15 protein-coding genes are annotated in these 14,601 nt (G+C 44.6%); 2 read left to right on the top strand and 13 right to left on the bottom strand.

Translation table 11 applies throughout. The annotated features are described in order from the left end of the window. Positions 1–3 precede the first annotated feature (3 nt). The 8 genes from NYE72_RS17910 to NYE72_RS17945 all read right to left on the bottom strand — a co-directional run bounded on the left by NYE72_RS17910 (position 4) and on the right by NYE72_RS17945 (position 8,741). A complete protein-coding gene (locus NYE72_RS17910) occupies positions 4–1,914 on the bottom strand; it encodes a nucleoside-diphosphate sugar epimerase/dehydratase (RefSeq protein ID WP_076098954.1) in 1,911 nt (636 codons plus the stop codon). A 66-nt stretch (positions 1,915–1,980) separates the two neighbouring features. Continuing rightward, complete coding sequence (locus NYE72_RS17915; protein WP_339210159.1) at positions 1,981–3,291, bottom strand: glycosyltransferase family 4 protein; 1,311 nt, start codon at positions 3,289–3,291, stop codon at positions 1,981–1,983. Continuing rightward, positions 3,239–4,465, bottom strand: coding sequence for an O-antigen ligase family protein (locus NYE72_RS17920; RefSeq protein ID WP_076106246.1), 1,227 nt, complete (start codon positions 4,463–4,465; stop codon positions 3,239–3,241). Before NYE72_RS17920 ends, NYE72_RS17915 begins: the two co-directional genes overlap by 53 nt. Before the next feature lie 75 nt (positions 4,466–4,540). Then, positions 4,541–5,776 carry an oligosaccharide flippase family protein gene (locus NYE72_RS17925; protein ID WP_076106248.1) on the bottom strand — a complete coding sequence of 412 codons (1,236 nt, stop codon included), beginning with the start codon at positions 5,774–5,776 and terminating at the stop codon, positions 4,541–4,543. A gap of 5 nt (positions 5,777–5,781) precedes the next feature. Next, positions 5,782–6,489, bottom strand: a complete 708-nt coding sequence (locus tag NYE72_RS17930) for a CpsD/CapB family tyrosine-protein kinase (RefSeq protein ID WP_036688243.1) — start codon at positions 6,487–6,489, stop codon at positions 5,782–5,784. After that, the gene (locus NYE72_RS17935) at positions 6,437–7,195 is read right to left on the bottom strand and encodes a Wzz/FepE/Etk N-terminal domain-containing protein (RefSeq protein ID WP_076098952.1); all 759 of its coding nucleotides are present in this window, start codon (positions 7,193–7,195) and stop codon (positions 6,437–6,439) included. The genes NYE72_RS17930 and NYE72_RS17935 overlap by 53 nt, the downstream gene beginning before the upstream one ends. Positions 7,196–7,445: 250 nt before the next feature. Next, the gene (locus NYE72_RS17940) at positions 7,446–8,408 is read right to left on the bottom strand and encodes a permease prefix domain 1-containing protein (protein WP_076274768.1); all 963 of its coding nucleotides are present in this window, start codon (positions 8,406–8,408) and stop codon (positions 7,446–7,448) included. 6 nt (positions 8,409–8,414) lie between these two features. Continuing rightward, positions 8,415–8,741: a PadR family transcriptional regulator gene (locus tag NYE72_RS17945; RefSeq protein ID WP_036688249.1), complete on the bottom strand. Its 327-nt coding sequence runs from the start codon at positions 8,739–8,741 to the stop codon at positions 8,415–8,417. Between the two features lie 886 nt (positions 8,742–9,627). Between NYE72_RS17945 and NYE72_RS17950 the strand changes: the two genes are divergently transcribed. Continuing rightward, entirely contained in the window at positions 9,628–9,915 is a 288-nt protein-coding gene (locus NYE72_RS17950; RefSeq protein ID WP_339210162.1) for a hypothetical protein, read from the top strand. A 49-nt stretch (positions 9,916–9,964) separates the two neighbouring features. On the opposite strand, the gene NYE72_RS17955 is transcribed toward NYE72_RS17950, so the two are convergent. Further along, a complete protein-coding gene (locus tag NYE72_RS17955) occupies positions 9,965–10,750 on the bottom strand; it encodes an SDR family oxidoreductase (protein WP_094901895.1) in 786 nt (261 codons plus the stop codon). A 197-nt stretch (positions 10,751–10,947) separates the two neighbouring features. On the opposite strand from NYE72_RS17955, the gene NYE72_RS17960 reads away from it, so the two are divergent. After that, positions 10,948–11,601, top strand: coding sequence for a TetR/AcrR family transcriptional regulator (locus tag NYE72_RS17960; RefSeq protein WP_094901897.1), 654 nt, complete (start codon positions 10,948–10,950; stop codon positions 11,599–11,601). A gap of 135 nt (positions 11,602–11,736) precedes the next feature. On the opposite strand, the gene NYE72_RS17965 is transcribed toward NYE72_RS17960, so the two are convergent. The 4 genes from NYE72_RS17965 to NYE72_RS17980 all read right to left on the bottom strand — a co-directional run bounded on the left by NYE72_RS17965 (position 11,737) and on the right by NYE72_RS17980 (position 14,452). Continuing rightward, a complete protein-coding gene (locus tag NYE72_RS17965) occupies positions 11,737–12,552 on the bottom strand; it encodes an ABC transporter permease (protein WP_036689061.1) in 816 nt (271 codons plus the stop codon). Positions 12,553–12,554: 2 nt separating this feature from the next. Next, the gene (locus NYE72_RS17970) at positions 12,555–13,586 is read right to left on the bottom strand and encodes an ATP-binding cassette domain-containing protein (protein ID WP_339210167.1); all 1,032 of its coding nucleotides are present in this window, start codon (positions 13,584–13,586) and stop codon (positions 12,555–12,557) included. A 109-nt stretch (positions 13,587–13,695) separates the two neighbouring features. Next, a complete protein-coding gene (locus NYE72_RS17975) occupies positions 13,696–14,028 on the bottom strand; it encodes a metalloregulator ArsR/SmtB family transcription factor (RefSeq protein ID WP_036688259.1) in 333 nt (110 codons plus the stop codon). Position 14,029: 1 nt separating this feature from the next. Next, positions 14,030–14,452, bottom strand: a complete 423-nt coding sequence (locus NYE72_RS17980; protein WP_036688260.1) for an SRPBCC domain-containing protein — start codon at positions 14,450–14,452, stop codon at positions 14,030–14,032. Positions 14,453–14,601: the final 149 nt, after the last annotated feature.

Below are 14,601 nucleotides of genomic sequence, written 5' to 3' on the forward strand. Positions count from 1 at the left end.
AGGTCAGATTCCCGCATGAACTTCGGATTTAATGCGTTCAAGATCATGTGTGCCCACCTGCGTTTCTTCCTGAAAACCCGAATAGCTTGGAATTAGCTGCTTTAGCAGTTTTTTGATCTGATGACTGCTTGGCATCAGTTCATACCGTTTGCACAAGTTCTCCAGAACCCCCAACACCAAATTCAGTTCAGATCTGGAGACACTTTGCGGGCGGCTAATCATAATACGGTAGTTGTTAGTGACCAATAACCCTTCTTCTTCAGTCAAAAGCTCCTCAAACAATTTTTCTCCAGGACGAATGCCAGTGACCACAATGGGAATATCTTTGTCAGGCTCGAGACCCGACAAGCGGATTAAATCCCTCGCTAGATCGTATATACGAACTGGCTTACCCATATCCAGCACAAACACTTCTCCCCCTTGTGCCAGCACACTTGCTTGAATAACCAACTGTACCGCTTCGGGTATCGTCATGAAGTAACGCACCATATCCATATGTGTAACCGTCACCGGGCCGCCGTTTTCGATTTGTCTTTTGAATAACGGAATGACACTTCCCCTACTGCCCAGCACGTTACCAAAACGTACAGCAGCAAAAACCGTCTTGCTTAAGGAATTCTGATCATTAATGATCATTTCCGCGGCTCGTTTCGTGGCCCCCATAACACTGGTAGGATTAACCGCCTTATCCGATGAGATGAGGATGAACCGTTTAGCGCCATATTTAGCACTCGCTTCCGCTACATTCCTTGTGCCGATCACATTATTTTTAACTGCCTCTACTGGATTCATCTCCATAAGAGGAACATGCTTGTGAGCAGCGGCATGATACACAATGGAGGGGCGGAATTTTTGAAAAACGTTATCAATCCGCGATACATCCTGAATGTCCGCTATAATGGGATGAATGATCTGATCGGGATATAACTGCCGCAATTCTTGTTCAATAAGATAAATGCTATTTTCTCCATGCCCCAAAAGCAGCATTTCCTTCGGACGGTACGCAGCCAATTGCCGGCATAACTCCGAACCAATTGAACCGCCTGCACCGGTGATGAGAATACACTCGCTTCCCAAATTCTCACGAATCTCTTCCGTATTAATTTCTATTGGGCTTCTCCCCAGCAAATCATTTACGGATACTTCACGAATCATGTTAATGGCCATTTTCCCGTCCAAAATATCGGTCATACTGGGCATTAACTTGATCTGAGCTTTGGTAGATTTGCAGATTTCGATGATCTCCAGTAATTCCTTTTGTGGAGCCGTAGGCAAAGCGATGATAATGAACGAAATATCCAGCTGCTCGACTGCCTGGGGAATGAAGTTACGGTTACCGACAATCGGCAACCCCATAAGCTCCAGCTTGCGCTTTGAGATATCATCATCTATGAAGGCGACTGGGTTCATGAATTTAAATCTTGAATGCTTGATATCTTTGGTAACGAGGATGCCTGCTTTCCCTGCCCCTACGATTAGCAGATTGCCTTCGGATGAACCCTTTGCCCCCGCTGTTTCAAATCTATCGTTGATGAGACGGTTTACTAAACGTAAGCCGGCAATGCCGAGAAATACGTATCCCGCTGCAAAATAAATCGAAATCGGCAATCGATAAGAAGGGACGAATACATGCGTAGATACATTGACAGCGACCACTCCACAGAGTGTTAAAGCACTCACTTTTAGCAGCTGCAATAACTCACCTATACCGGTGTATCGCCAGATATTGTTATACACCTTGAATCCAAATGAGAACGCTGCGTACACCATAATATGAATGAGTATCGCCCACGGAAGCATCCACATGTACTGCTCAGGGATTTGAAAATCAAACCGAAGTAAAAACACAAGCCACACTGAAGCCGCTATAATTCCCGCATCCAACATGACTAAACGTACGATCCGCATTTTCATCACTTCTTTCTCCCTAATTAACTAATTATTCGTTTATTCGTATGTTGTCGTATATGCGAGAATGAATTATCTATCTGCTGTCAGACCCGGTTGTAATTCAGACTGAAATGGCTTTATCCCTGGTTCATTCAGCGCTTCTATATAAATCGAGTCCATTTCACAAAGCACCGCAGGCAATCCATAGCGAATAATCCTGTCCTTATTCGCTTTCCCCATTGCTGCGGTCAAAGCTGCGTCCGCTCGCAGTTGAACCAGTGCTTTTGCCGTAGCAGCAATATCATCTACTGGAACCAACATGCCCGTTGACTCATGCTCAATCAAATCGCGAATGCCCCGAATATGTGTGCCGATCACGGGTTTACCTGCTGCCATCGCCTCCATAATCGCCCGGGGTAACCCCTCGCGATAGGACACGAGTGCCGCAACATCACACGCTTGTAGCAAATCCGGTATATCTCTTCGAAACCCCAGAAAATGCACCTGATCCCTAACCCCTAACCGAGTAGCAAGTTCTATAAGAGTTTGCTCGAAAGGACCTGTACCTGCGAATGCTAGATGAATATCGCTTGCTTGATCACCCAAATGATGTAGTGCTTGGATCAACTGTTTTTGGTTCTTGTTAGCATTTAACTCAGCGACGCAGAGAACAACGAATGAAGGATTATCATTGTATCTCTTAGGTAAATCAAATAGCTGGCGACGACTTTCCCCCTTCATTTTTGCAACTTCATTATCCCTCTCACCGCTACCGTATACCTGAAGATCAAGCCCGACTCCACTCACATAAGTTACTTTTTTTCGCACAGGGAATTTTTGAGCGCGCTCATAATCTTCACTATTGATAGTGATCAGCACATCCGTCCAACGGGCCATCAAATACTCCAACGGATAATAAAGCATCCAGTTCAGAAGAGGAGCACCTTTAAAAAAATGAAAACCATGAGCTGTATACAATAGGCTGGGGACACCTGTTCTATGGGCTGCAATCCGTCCGAGAATCGAAGCCACTGGTGTATGTACATGGACGAACTGAAATTTTTCCGCTTGGAAGCTTTTAGTTAAGATCCGCAGAGCCGTCCAATTCTTCAACTGTAAAGGACTTCGTTGTATAGGTACGTCGTGACATACAATTCCCCGCTGTTCCATGCGCTGTCTGGCTTCGCCCGGCTGAGCGTAAGCATGGACTTCACACCCTTTTTGCTGCAATAACGCCATGTAAGGTAAATGAAAACTCTCGAAATGCCCATATATGGAGGCTACAAAAGCAACCTTTGCTTGTAAGCCGCCCTCAGCTGGGATACTCCCGATGTCCTTACTTGAGCTTTTATTGAGGTTGCTCTGCTCGTTGTCGAAGCTTGCGCCCAGCTGACCTTTCAACGTGTTGGGTTCGATAGGGCATCTCTCCTTTCAGGTTTTTGTCTGTTAACCGGATGCAAGCTCCGTTCATCGCCATCATGAACCACCAATACCGCTGGAATAACGCCTCAATGCCCATCGATAACCCAATCATCGCCGCATGGGACAGCAGCAATGCCATAATAATCGGTCTATGAATGGGATCTGCTGCACGATAAGAACGGATACCCACAATGAAGAACCAAATCATAAATCCGCCATATACAATCAAGCCCAATAAGCCGAATTCAGTCAAAAACCATATAGGGGTGTTGTGGATAATAATGCGCAGTTCGTAATTATAGGAACCAAGCCCAATGCCTAATAACGGACTTTGTGCGATCCAATCCACCGCTTTGTCAATGATGTCAAGACGCGACTGGATCTGGGAAGGTCTGCTGGACATAGACTCCAGCACATTTAGATAAGCGGTGCCTTTATACAGCAGCAGAGCTATAAAAGCCACCCCAAACCCCATACCGATCTTGATCAGTCTGGACGGTTTGGTAATCAGAAGTGTAAGTAATACTAGGAACAGACCAATCCAAGACGAGCGCGAGAAGGTCATTATAATGCCCCCGGCTAAGCTTATCGTCGCTAGTACGCTGACCCATCCCCGCAGCAGCTTTATCTTCTCCCCACTCGTCATGATATGAATGGCAAAAGCCGTCACCAGCAATCCCCCGTATGCATTGGGATCAATTAACATGCCGGACAACCGCCCGTCTTGCACCATGAACGGAACCTTTACTCCACTGAAAAAAGCGAATAGGGCAACACCATTTAAGAGCAGCACACTGATCAGGAAAAATCGGAGCATTTTATATAACCGTTCCCAGCTATCAGCTGCTTGCACAAGCATGATGTAGGTCAACAAAAGGAGAATAAATCCAATATCTTTTTGCAGCAGGGCGTATTGAGTAATGAAGCCGTTGCGCCAAATGGATACAAAGGAAGCTAAAACAAAAATGAACAGCATGCCCCAATGCCATGAACTGAATATCCTCCGGTCCAATTTGAGATGGAATCCAGCGGCAAATAAACCTAACATTAAGAAGAGATCCGACGGGGCGATACGGAAGGCTCCCCCAAAATCAATCTGCGCCGGAAGGCATATGATGTACCCCATGACCGCAAACAGAAATAAATTGTGCATGGTGTAGGGCTTCCCTACAACAGATACAGATGTCATACAAGTCCCTACTTTCCTACTTTCCTATAAAACAAGAACTTATGCTGCCGCTTCCGACTGTTCCCGATTTCTTGCCTTTCCGATGACACGATACAGCACAACTACACTGCCAATCATCTGTACAAATAACGACGAACTAGCTCCCATCGCAGCACCTACTACCCCGTAATGAGGTACGAAGATCAGACAACACAAGCCATTAGTGAATGCTGTGCACAAAAACAATGGAATCTGGGCTTTGTACCTTCCGGTAGCCGTTATGGCGTACCACAGGTAGGATGAAATAAATACCAGCATGGTGGACGCCAGCAGCCAATGAAACAACCCTAACTCTCCTGCCACGTCTGAACTGAATAATACGGTTAACAGCTTGTGGCCAAACAACCACCCTATCAAACAAGCGACCGCACTAAACCCCAAACCCATCGCTATCATTCGGCTGAGTAAAGTGACAAACTCCTTGTGTCTCCCGCCTGCGTGCCACCTGGCAAGACGTGGTGTTATGGCTTCACCAAGTGCGGTGACGACAACATTGCAGGCAACAATCATATATGAGAGTGAAGCATAAATACCTAAGTCATGCTCCCCTTTAAAATAGGAAATCGCATATAATGGGATATTCGTATTTAACGACATCAACGCCAATACCACGCCTAGCGGTGAACTGACGATCAGTAAACTCCATAGGCTTCTTTTGTTGAAGAGTGGCCTGAGAGAAGTGTATATTCTCGCTTTACGAGCATCATATCCAATCGTTATCGCTAACCATCCGATTATCATGACTAACAAGGCAAGAACAAGGCTCTGTGTAGGGATAAATACGAGGATGAAGATTAGAATGGAGAATAACCCTTTTGCCATTCTGGAGATTGAGATTTGATCTAATCTCTCCTCCTTTTGAACGATGCCTAATAAAATATCACTGATTGATTCAACGATTCTATACAGACCGATGAAGAAAATAACCAATACTGTATTCCAATCCAAACCACTTATTATGCAAAAACCTGCGGTAATCGTAAACGCAAGGGCAGTTGTTATCAGCCGTAAGCCCAGAAAGTCTCCAAAACTGTATTTCCCCGATGAATCAACGATTAATACGGAACGAAGATGTAGATGCGACAGCATAAAGATCGGAGCAGTAACTGCAAGCCCTAGCGAATATTGCCCCACGATTGCCGATGACCCGAATTTATTCAGCAGGATCACAATCACAAACTGAGCACCAGCGTAAGTGATATTCCCGAGCAAATAACGAAGAGAAGCAAATGACATAGACGTCAGACCATTCCTGAAGAAGAGGCCCACTCGGCAAAATCTTCACCACGAATCTTGGAACGCCTGCTCTTTTTCCGATAATTCAATACGGCTCCCAGCAAATGTGCTCCCTGCTGCTCTAGCAAGTGCTTGGCAGAACTCGTGTGCTTTAAGAGCACTTTTCCGGATTTCACAACTAGCAATACCCCCTCAGTCATCGTTGCCAAAATAAGGGCATCCGAAAATGGCATTAATACAGAGGATGAGTCGATGACAATCGTATCAAAACGCACGCTCAGCTCTGCAAACAATCGCTTCATTCCTTCAGAGCCTAGTAATTCAGCGGGATTTGGTGAAATCGGACCAGAGGTCAATACAGACAAACCTTCTGCTTCCTCAATAGAAATAATGCAATCCTCTAAGCGGGTATGATCCACTAAGATACTGCTAAGCCCGATCCAATTAGGCAGATCAAATGCCTTATGCACCGTTGGCGTACGTAGATCCCCATCAATGAGTAGAACTGTCTTACCAGCTTCCGCCATGGCAATCGCCAGGTTTATGGCTACCGTTGATTTTCCTTCATCCGGAAGCGAGCTTGTGACTAATAAAGAGCGGATCTCTCCACCAACGCGGGTATAACGAATATTGGAGCGTATGCTTCGGAATTGATCTCCGCTAGATGACTTCGGTTGTTCCAGGCAATATAATTTTGGCGTTTTCTTCTTCATAACTGATGGCTCCTTCTGCTGATTTGGTTTTCGCTTTATTCCGCCGTTTGCGTGGCTTTAATTTGCCCACGGTTCCCAGAAGCGGAAGCTGCAAATCAAGCTGAATATCTTTGGCACTTCTCACGGGTTTCTCCATCAATTCCCGGAGGATAGAGATTGCAATCCCGGTAATCAGCGCCAATCCGAAGGCAACAGCCATATTGAAGACGGGCTTAGGTGAGACAGGATCAGAAGGAACCTTGGCACGGTCGAGAAATACAACATTCTCCACTCCCATAATCGATTGAATATTCGCATTAAAGGCCTCTCCGAAGCCATTCGCGATATCTGTTGCCCGTTGAGCTTTTGAATCAGTCACAATTACCGTTGTTACGAGTGACTCGCTATTGGTTCTTGTCTTAACATTTTTGAGTAACTCTTCTGCTGTCATTTTTAGCTGCAGCTTTCTGACGACCTCTTCCGCTATCCTGCTGCTTCGAATGATCTCCCCGTAAGTAGTGACCAGCTTTTGTCCGGCCATAATGTCATTAATTGCTTTCTGCTGCCTGTCCCCTTGAATAAGTATAGAAGCTGTCGCTTCGTATTTCGGCTGTAAAACGTAATAGCTAACACTACCAGCGAGCCCGACTGCAGCGATACATAATACAATAATGAACAGCAGCCTACGTTTTACTAGTTTCAAAATGCTGCCCAGTTCGAATTCCATCGATCATTTCTCCTAACTAGTTAATGTATTGTCGCCTCTTTAACAAGATTATTGTTGTATATTCATATTCTCTTTCTCTCAACATATGTCCAAGTCCGTACTTAAAATTTAAATGTCAAAATATTAAAGAGCTCATTTAGCTCACCTGTTAAAATCCAACAAAAAAAGGTATTCTCCAGCCAAATCTACTGGTAGAATACCTTACATATAATCTATCTAGTTCAGGAATGTACAAGTGTAGTCAACACCATCAGGAGATATCTTTACGGTTCAGAACATGATTAACATTGCTTAACATGCCGGACAGGATACCCGCAATTGGGAATACTGCCCAATTGATGTCCCAGCGCCCATAGACAAAACCCGTGAACAGAAAAATCGCCGTCGCCAAAGGCCATAACACAGTCCCAACAACTCCAACAAATCGGTTCTCTTCCTGCTTCTCTGCAATGATATTCGGCTCCTCCAGCAACTTCGTATAAGTACCCTGGATATTCCCGTAATAGATGAACAGAAACACCGCTACAGCCGCAATAAACAGAAAAGCAGCGACTCCATAGGGAGCATAGTCATCGTTGACATAGCTAGTGGTGAAGATAAAAGCCGGCGACAGCACACACAGGCAGACTCCTGTAATCAGAGAAAGACGGTAAGTCGAAGCATAAAGACTTTGGCTCCGTTGAAGCGCCATCTTTAGAGCGTAAGGCAGCTGAAAACCTTGCTCCAGACTCTTAAAGCGATCAAGCTTCATTCCGCTGTGTATAAACATCCCGACCGCGATAGCGACCAGCACGAACATTCCGACCAGCCCCAGCATAGAACCTTTATCACTCATAACAGCCTTATTTTCAAATATTGTATCCAGGGTGATCAAAAACGCCACTCCGCATGCGCAGAGAAAAACGCCGATACCCGTCCATAATCCAGCGCTTCGTCTGGCCGCCGCATAAGCGTAAACCTCTTCTTCCGTCAGCACCGGAATAGCCTGTTCCGGCGCAACTGGATCGATGCCAAGCTCCGCTGTCAGCTCTTCAATATTGCCGAATTCCGATATGACGATACCAATCGCCTCATTCTCCGACTTGCCAGCAAGCTTCAGCTCTAGGTACTTCTCCTCCATCCCGGATAGCAGCTCTTGCTTCAGATGTTCCAGTTCCTGAGTCTTTGGCAGACCCGCAAACATATTATCCAGATATACTATGATCGTCTCCATGCTCTATCACCACTCCTTGATAAATTGGTTTACAACTTGCTGCGTAACCTTCCATTCCTCACATTTTTCTCGGTAATAGGCGAGACCCAACGAGGTAATCCGATAATACGTACGCCGCTTGCCAAGACTCTCATCCAGATAAAAGGATTCTATATACCCGTTTTTCTCCAGTCGGGTGAAGGCAGAATATAACGTTGTCTCCTTCATGACATATTTCTCCTGCGTTAACTGCCTGATATTTTTGGAAATCTCGTACCCGTAAGATTCCCCGTCCAGCAGCATGTAGAGGATCATCGTATCATTGTAGCCGCGTATAACATCACTGCTGATCAAGAATATCCCCCCATGATTACTTCATCTGTCGTAGTAGTTGCAGTATAACATAATTACTACGACAGATGAAGTAGTTAACGGAAAAATAGGCCAAAATAATTTGAGGACCGAACCTTCTTTGATTAAATCCAATTGCTTTCTGCGCATGACGTAGCTTCCAATACGGAGTTACGTGTACGAAGGTTCATGCCAGTAGTGTGTTTGCAACGTCGATGGTGTTTACTAGTAGGTTGTTTGCGAGGACGGGGGTGTTTACTAGTAGGCTATTTGCGTAGACTTAGATAATTACTAGTAGGCTATTTGCGAGGGCGAGGGTGTTTACCTCCCCTTACTTTGGCGGACGAGGTACTATCGGACTCAGTTGACCTTATTCGTAGAACTTCCCCACTTTGCTGATCCTATCGGACCCCAATGCACCTATTGGCGCACAAATCACCATATTTAGAACCCTTTCTAGGGAATAGCTGCACTGGAGTCCGAAACTGCGCTGGAACTGCGAAAAATATGCTAATAACGTCATTGGGGTCCGTTAGCCAGCCTTGCTTGCCCAAATTTTTGTTGAAGCAACCAACGCTGGTTTTTTGTCCTTTTTATTGAACCTTAATACAATAAGGTTGATTGCAAGAACATAGGTGTTTACCTCCCCTTACTTTGGCGAACGAGGTACAATCGGACTCAGTTGACCTTATTCGCAGAAATCCCCCACTTTTCTGATCCTATCGGACCTCAATGCACCTATTGGCGCACAAAACATCATATTTAGAACCCTTTCTAGGGAATAGCTGCACTGGAGTCCGAAACTACGCTGGAACTGCGAAAAACATACTAATAGCGTCATTGGGGTCCGTACCACAGTGGACGATTATGAGTCGGCGATGTGATTTAGATGTCGATTGGTAATTTTGTTGATGTTGTTGTTGTAGATGTTGATGATGTTGGTAATGTTGATGGTGATGGTGATGGTGACGTTGATGTTGACGTTGACGTTGATGGTGACGTTGATGTTGATGTTGACGTTGATGTTGATGTTGTTGTTGGTGTTGGTGATGTTGGTGATGTTAGTGATGTTGATGTAAATTCAAGCGAACGGAGTCAAAGTCAGCAAGTCAAAACACAAAACAGCGGTTCTCCCATATTGAGGAGAACCGCTGTTTTGTTGTTTTTTTATAATTAAAATAGTTAATCATTGCTAAGGAATACACCAGCTTGAATACGTTGATCTATTAATGTCGCGTACGGAGCATGCGTCCAACAAAATAAAGCATTTGTTTACGTGTGAAAAAACGTGACATTTGAGCTGAAATATAGTTTGTAAATCCTGGGACAGCAAACACTTTTTTAGCTTGAAGCGAACGAATAGCCACTTGAACCACATTTTCTGGAGTATCTCGTTTCCCGACCGAAGCTTCATCGGCTCCTACAACATTAAAAAATTCTGTTTCCGTAGACCCCGGACATAACGCAAGAAATTGTACGCCCCGTTTCCGATTTTCCTCCCATAGCGCTTGTGTAAATGATAATACAAAAGCTTTTGTCGCTCCATATACAGCCATATTAGGGAGAGGTTGAAATGCTGCTGTTGATGCAACGTTTATAATCACTCCGCTTTTTCTTTTTAACATCTCTGGCAAAAACAAATGGGTCAGATCTACAACCGCCAATACATTTAGCATCACTTCTTCATGTTGTCTCGAACCAGATAGTTGTTCAAAAAGCCCATGCGTAGCAAAACCTGCATTATTAATAAGAATATCAACGTTCAAGCCACGTTCTACACATTGTTGATAGAGCCTGTCAGGGGAACCTTCTTGAGATAAATCAGCAACTAGAACCTCCGCTTGAATTTGAAATTTTCGTTGTAATTTTTCCGCTAAAGCAATCAATTTATCTTCAGAACGGGCGACTAAAATTAAGTGACTTCCTTTGGCTGCAAGTTCTCGAGCAAACGCTTCACCTATACCCGAAGAAGCTCCGGTAATCAACGTCCATTTATTTTGAATTGTAATCATTGTTATCATCTCTCCCTTTAATGACTATTCAGAAACAGTGTTTCAATATGAATCATTGTATCCAAGTGAGGTTTCGTTGTCAAATAAAGTTCTACACATTTAATTATTGGCTATTTCTCTTCTACATCAGTAAAATAAGGTTTAGAAATAACGGCTATCTAAAAAGCTAAAGTAAAGTTCTAAGGAAGTGAAACTACATGCAAAAATCGTCCGAAATATCTTCTATAGATGCTCAATCTGTTACAACCTACCCAAAAGCAAAACAACAGCATGCGGAAACATTAAGACTGAACATTATCGAAGCCGCTGCGGCCATCATGCATGAATCCGGACCCGAAGGTGTAACTATTCGCAAGGTTGCTGAAAAAATGGAATGTCCCACAAAGATCATTTATAACTTGTTTGGAAACAAGGAAGGTTTAGCGAAGGAGCTTTTTTTGCAAGGGTGTAAATTATTAGCTGCTGCCTTTCAAGCGGTTCCAAAACAAGATAATCTAAATTTATATCTTCGCGGGCTTGGACAAGCTTATTGGGATTTCTCACGGAATCATACCAGCTATTATATGGTTATGTTCGGAGGGGCCTTTAGTGAATTCAAACCGGAGGAGGAAAGCTTACATGCTATCTTTACGGCACTACAACAAGTGATAGCCCTTATTACAGAAGCGATCGAACAAGGGTTTATTAATGAGAAAGACCCTCTCCTTGTTGTTAACCTGGTATGGGCGTCATTGCATGGCGTCATTCATCTGCATTTGGGTGGACATATTCAAAATGAGGAAACTGCTAAAATATTGTATGATAGATCGGTCTCCAATTTAATTCATACCTTCTTTAAAAAAGATAAGTAATTCTAAAAAGCCTCTTTGCAAGTCCCTCCTCAACAAATTTAAGCCGTAATCTTGGGATATCCTTTGATCACGGCTTTTTCAACATAATAAAAAACACAAAAAAAAACGGCATTTCTGCCGTTTCTTCATCTCTAATTATGTCCGGCGCATATATGCACGCACAGTAATAGGTGCAAAAATCGCAACAATCACAGCGGCTCCGATAAGTGAGATAGCGAAATCCCAGCCTACGGTTCCAGAGTTAGCAAGCTGACGGACAGCTGACACAAGATGCGAGATTGGATTTACTTTGACAAACCATTGCAGCCAGTTAGGCATCGTATCTACAGGCACGAAGGCGTTGGATAGAAAAGTGAGTGGGAACAGCACAATCATTGATATCCCTTGTACGCTGGAAGCGGTTCGGGCAATCACACCAAAGAAAGCGAAAATCCAGCTAATCGACCAGGAGCAGACGATAACCAAAAGCGCAGCAATTGCGACATGCTCCAGACCGCCATCAGGTCGGTAACCCATAATATAGCCCATGACAAAAGTAAGCACAGTTGCGATCGTATATCGAATTGTATCTGCCAACAAAGCTCCGGCTAATGGGGCTATTCGGGCAATCGGCAATGACTTAAAGCGGTCAAACACCCCTTTATCCATGTCTTCCCGCAGTTGGACACCAGTGACGATGGAGGTCGTGATTACAGTCTGCACTAGAATACCAGGAATAATAACGGGTAAATAGCTCACTACATCTCCTGATATGGCTCCACCAAAAATATAAGTAAACATTAGTGTGAAAATAATTGGCTGCAGCGTTACGTCGAACAATTGCTCAGGTGTGCGACGGATTTTCAATATCCCGCGATAAGCCATCGTTAACGAGTTACGAACAGATTGTTTGAAGCTCGTATGGTTTTTCAATTGTCGGGTCGCACCTGGACTAATAGTAGATGTTCTCATACTCATGCTCTTGCTGCCTCCTTATTAATTGATTCTTGTGACGCTTGGGACGCCTCATCCGTAACTCCATGGCCAGTGATCGTCAAAAACACTTCATCAAGCGTCGGTTTCTGCACACTCATCTCCGCAAGTGGAATCCCCGCTTCGCGGAGTGCAATAAGCAAATCAGTGACTAAATCAGCGTTCGCCATCGGTGCAGTAATTTTCCCAGCCTCATTCGGCACTATAGACTGGATATGCAGCACATGTTCCACAATCCGGCGCGCTTGAGCGATATCTTTAAGATTTTGGACTTTTAAGTGCAGCGAGGTGGTGCCCACTGAAGCTTTTAGCTCATCCACGGTGCCTTCTGCAACGACATGGCCATGATCAATAACTGCAATGCGATCTGCCAGCTGATCGGCTTCTTCAAGATACTGTGTAGTTAACAGCACTGTTGATCCTGTGTTCACCAACCGACGAATGGTATCCCACATTTGCGAACGTGTCCGTGGGTCCAGGCCTGTTGTTGGTTCATCCAAAAAGATAAGCGGAGGCTGGGCAATCAGACTCGCTGCAAGATCCAGACGTCGGCGCATACCGCCAGAGAAATTTCGAAGTGGCCGTTTCGCCGCCTCCGTCAGACCAAACTCTTCTAACAACTCCGCTGCCTTTTGCCGCGCCTCTACCCGCCCTAACCCTAAAAGACGTGAAAAGATAATCAGATTCTCTGTAGCACTAAGTGACTCATCCACAGAAGCATATTGTCCCGTAACCCCTATCAATTGCCGAACAATCTGCGACTCCTTTACCACATCATGCCCGAAGATTCGCGCCGACCCCGCATCCGGACGAAGTAACGTAGCCAGCATCCGAATTACCGTCGTCTTTCCAGCCCCATTGGGACCAAGAACACCGTAAATTTTGCCTGCCTTAACGTTTAGATTTACTTCATCAACTGCGCGATTGTCACCAAACGTTTTGACGAGCCCACGCGCTTCGACGGCCCAATCTCCAGGGTTGGGCTCAATTATTTTTTTGCGTTCATTTACCATTACAATTCCTCCAACGTTTTAGTTTGTATTGTGATGGTAACTCCCTTTTATAAACTGAATTTAAACAACACAAAAAACCGGGGAGCGCGATCTCACGCCTCCCGGTTTATTACTTCTCCTCTGAGTCAGCCTCAACATATTCTTTAAGCGCAAACAATTTATTAGCCCAATAACCTTCAAAAAAGGCAAGCCAATCTTGCAGCTCCAGCAAAGGTTCTGGCTGAAGCTTATACCGGGTCTCCCGTCCGACTTTCTGACTGCTAACAAGCTGCGCATCGGACAATACCTGTAAATGCTTATTAACAGCGGTTCGGCTGATCGGGTAGCAATCCGTAATAGATGCTATAGACATTTCCTTATTAGCGAGCAGCTTTAGCAGACTGCGGCGGGTAGGATCTGCTATCGCCTGAAATACATCATGTCCTGCTTCAGCAACCGGCATATTAAGCCTCGATATAAGCAGGAAGTTTTTCTTGGACGATTTTTTCCCAGCCGCTGTTCATAAAGCCGCGTACGATTGGATGTGGTTGTCCAAATTCAGTAACTTTTTCAGGGTCCCATCCAGAATGAATCAAGGTAAATTCAGTTTTCCCTTCGATTTCTTTCAGTTCAAAAGCAAGATGCCAATCCTTCCCCCAATTAAAACCAACACGATTCGGAGGATCAACTTCGGTTACTTTACAAGGAGAATCTCCGAATTGTCCAGCATGCAGGATGAATTCATGCCCAACAACAGGCTCGAATGTACTAGGCATCCACCAGGCTGCCATTCCTTCTGCCGTGGCAACAGCTTTCCAAACCTTTTCTATTGGCGCATCTAGTAAAATCGTTTGACGAATTTCTTGCAAGGGTTCTTGAGTTTGCATAATAAATAACCTCCAGCATTCAATTAATATAACACCTTTTGGGTTCACTTTTGATTATAACACCTATAGGTGTTATGTCAATTTACAGAATTCCCTAATTCTCCGTTCGTTATTCAACGTCTCAATCCCTCTAAAAAAGCCCCTCCCTC

It is taken from the genome of Paenibacillus sp. FSL L8-0333 (assembly GCF_037965665.1).
Taxonomy (GTDB): domain Bacteria; phylum Bacillota; class Bacilli; order Paenibacillales; family Paenibacillaceae; genus Paenibacillus_AQ; species Paenibacillus_AQ odorifer.

What these genes read in the sequence shown, in the direction of transcription:
- NYE72_RS17965 (WP_036689061.1), bottom strand. Translation starts at nt 12,552, where the DNA reads ATGAGAACATCTACTATTAGTCCAGGTGCGACCCGACAATTGAAAAAC.
- NYE72_RS17935 (WP_076098952.1), bottom strand. Translation starts at nt 7,195, where the DNA reads ATGGAATTCGAACTGGGCAGCATTTTGAAACTAGTAAAACGTAGGCTG.
- NYE72_RS17975 (WP_036688259.1), bottom strand. Translation starts at nt 14,028, where the DNA reads ATGCCGGTTGCTGAAGCAGGACATGATGTATTTCAGGCGATAGCAGAT.
- NYE72_RS17910 (WP_076098954.1), bottom strand. Translation starts at nt 1,914, where the DNA reads ATGAAAATGCGGATCGTACGTTTAGTCATGTTGGATGCGGGAATTATA.
- NYE72_RS17955 (WP_094901895.1), bottom strand. Translation starts at nt 10,750, where the DNA reads ATGATTACAATTCAAAATAAATGGACGTTGATTACCGGAGCTTCTTCG.
- NYE72_RS17925 (WP_076106248.1), bottom strand. Translation starts at nt 5,776, where the DNA reads ATGTCATTTGCTTCTCTTCGTTATTTGCTCGGGAATATCACTTACGCT.
- NYE72_RS17930 (WP_036688243.1), bottom strand. Translation starts at nt 6,489, where the DNA reads ATGAAGAAGAAAACGCCAAAATTATATTGCCTGGAACAACCGAAGTCA.
- NYE72_RS17950 (WP_339210162.1), top strand. Translation starts at nt 9,628, where the DNA reads ATGTCGATTGGTAATTTTGTTGATGTTGTTGTTGTAGATGTTGATGAT.
- NYE72_RS17960 (WP_094901897.1), top strand. Translation starts at nt 10,948, where the DNA reads ATGCAAAAATCGTCCGAAATATCTTCTATAGATGCTCAATCTGTTACA.
- NYE72_RS17980 (WP_036688260.1), bottom strand. Translation starts at nt 14,452, where the DNA reads ATGCAAACTCAAGAACCCTTGCAAGAAATTCGTCAAACGATTTTACTA.
- NYE72_RS17940 (WP_076274768.1), bottom strand. Translation starts at nt 8,408, where the DNA reads ATGGAGACGATCATAGTATATCTGGATAATATGTTTGCGGGTCTGCCA.
- NYE72_RS17970 (WP_339210167.1), bottom strand. Translation starts at nt 13,586, where the DNA reads ATGGTAAATGAACGCAAAAAAATAATTGAGCCCAACCCTGGAGATTGG.
- NYE72_RS17920 (WP_076106246.1), bottom strand. Translation starts at nt 4,465, where the DNA reads ATGCACAATTTATTTCTGTTTGCGGTCATGGGGTACATCATATGCCTT.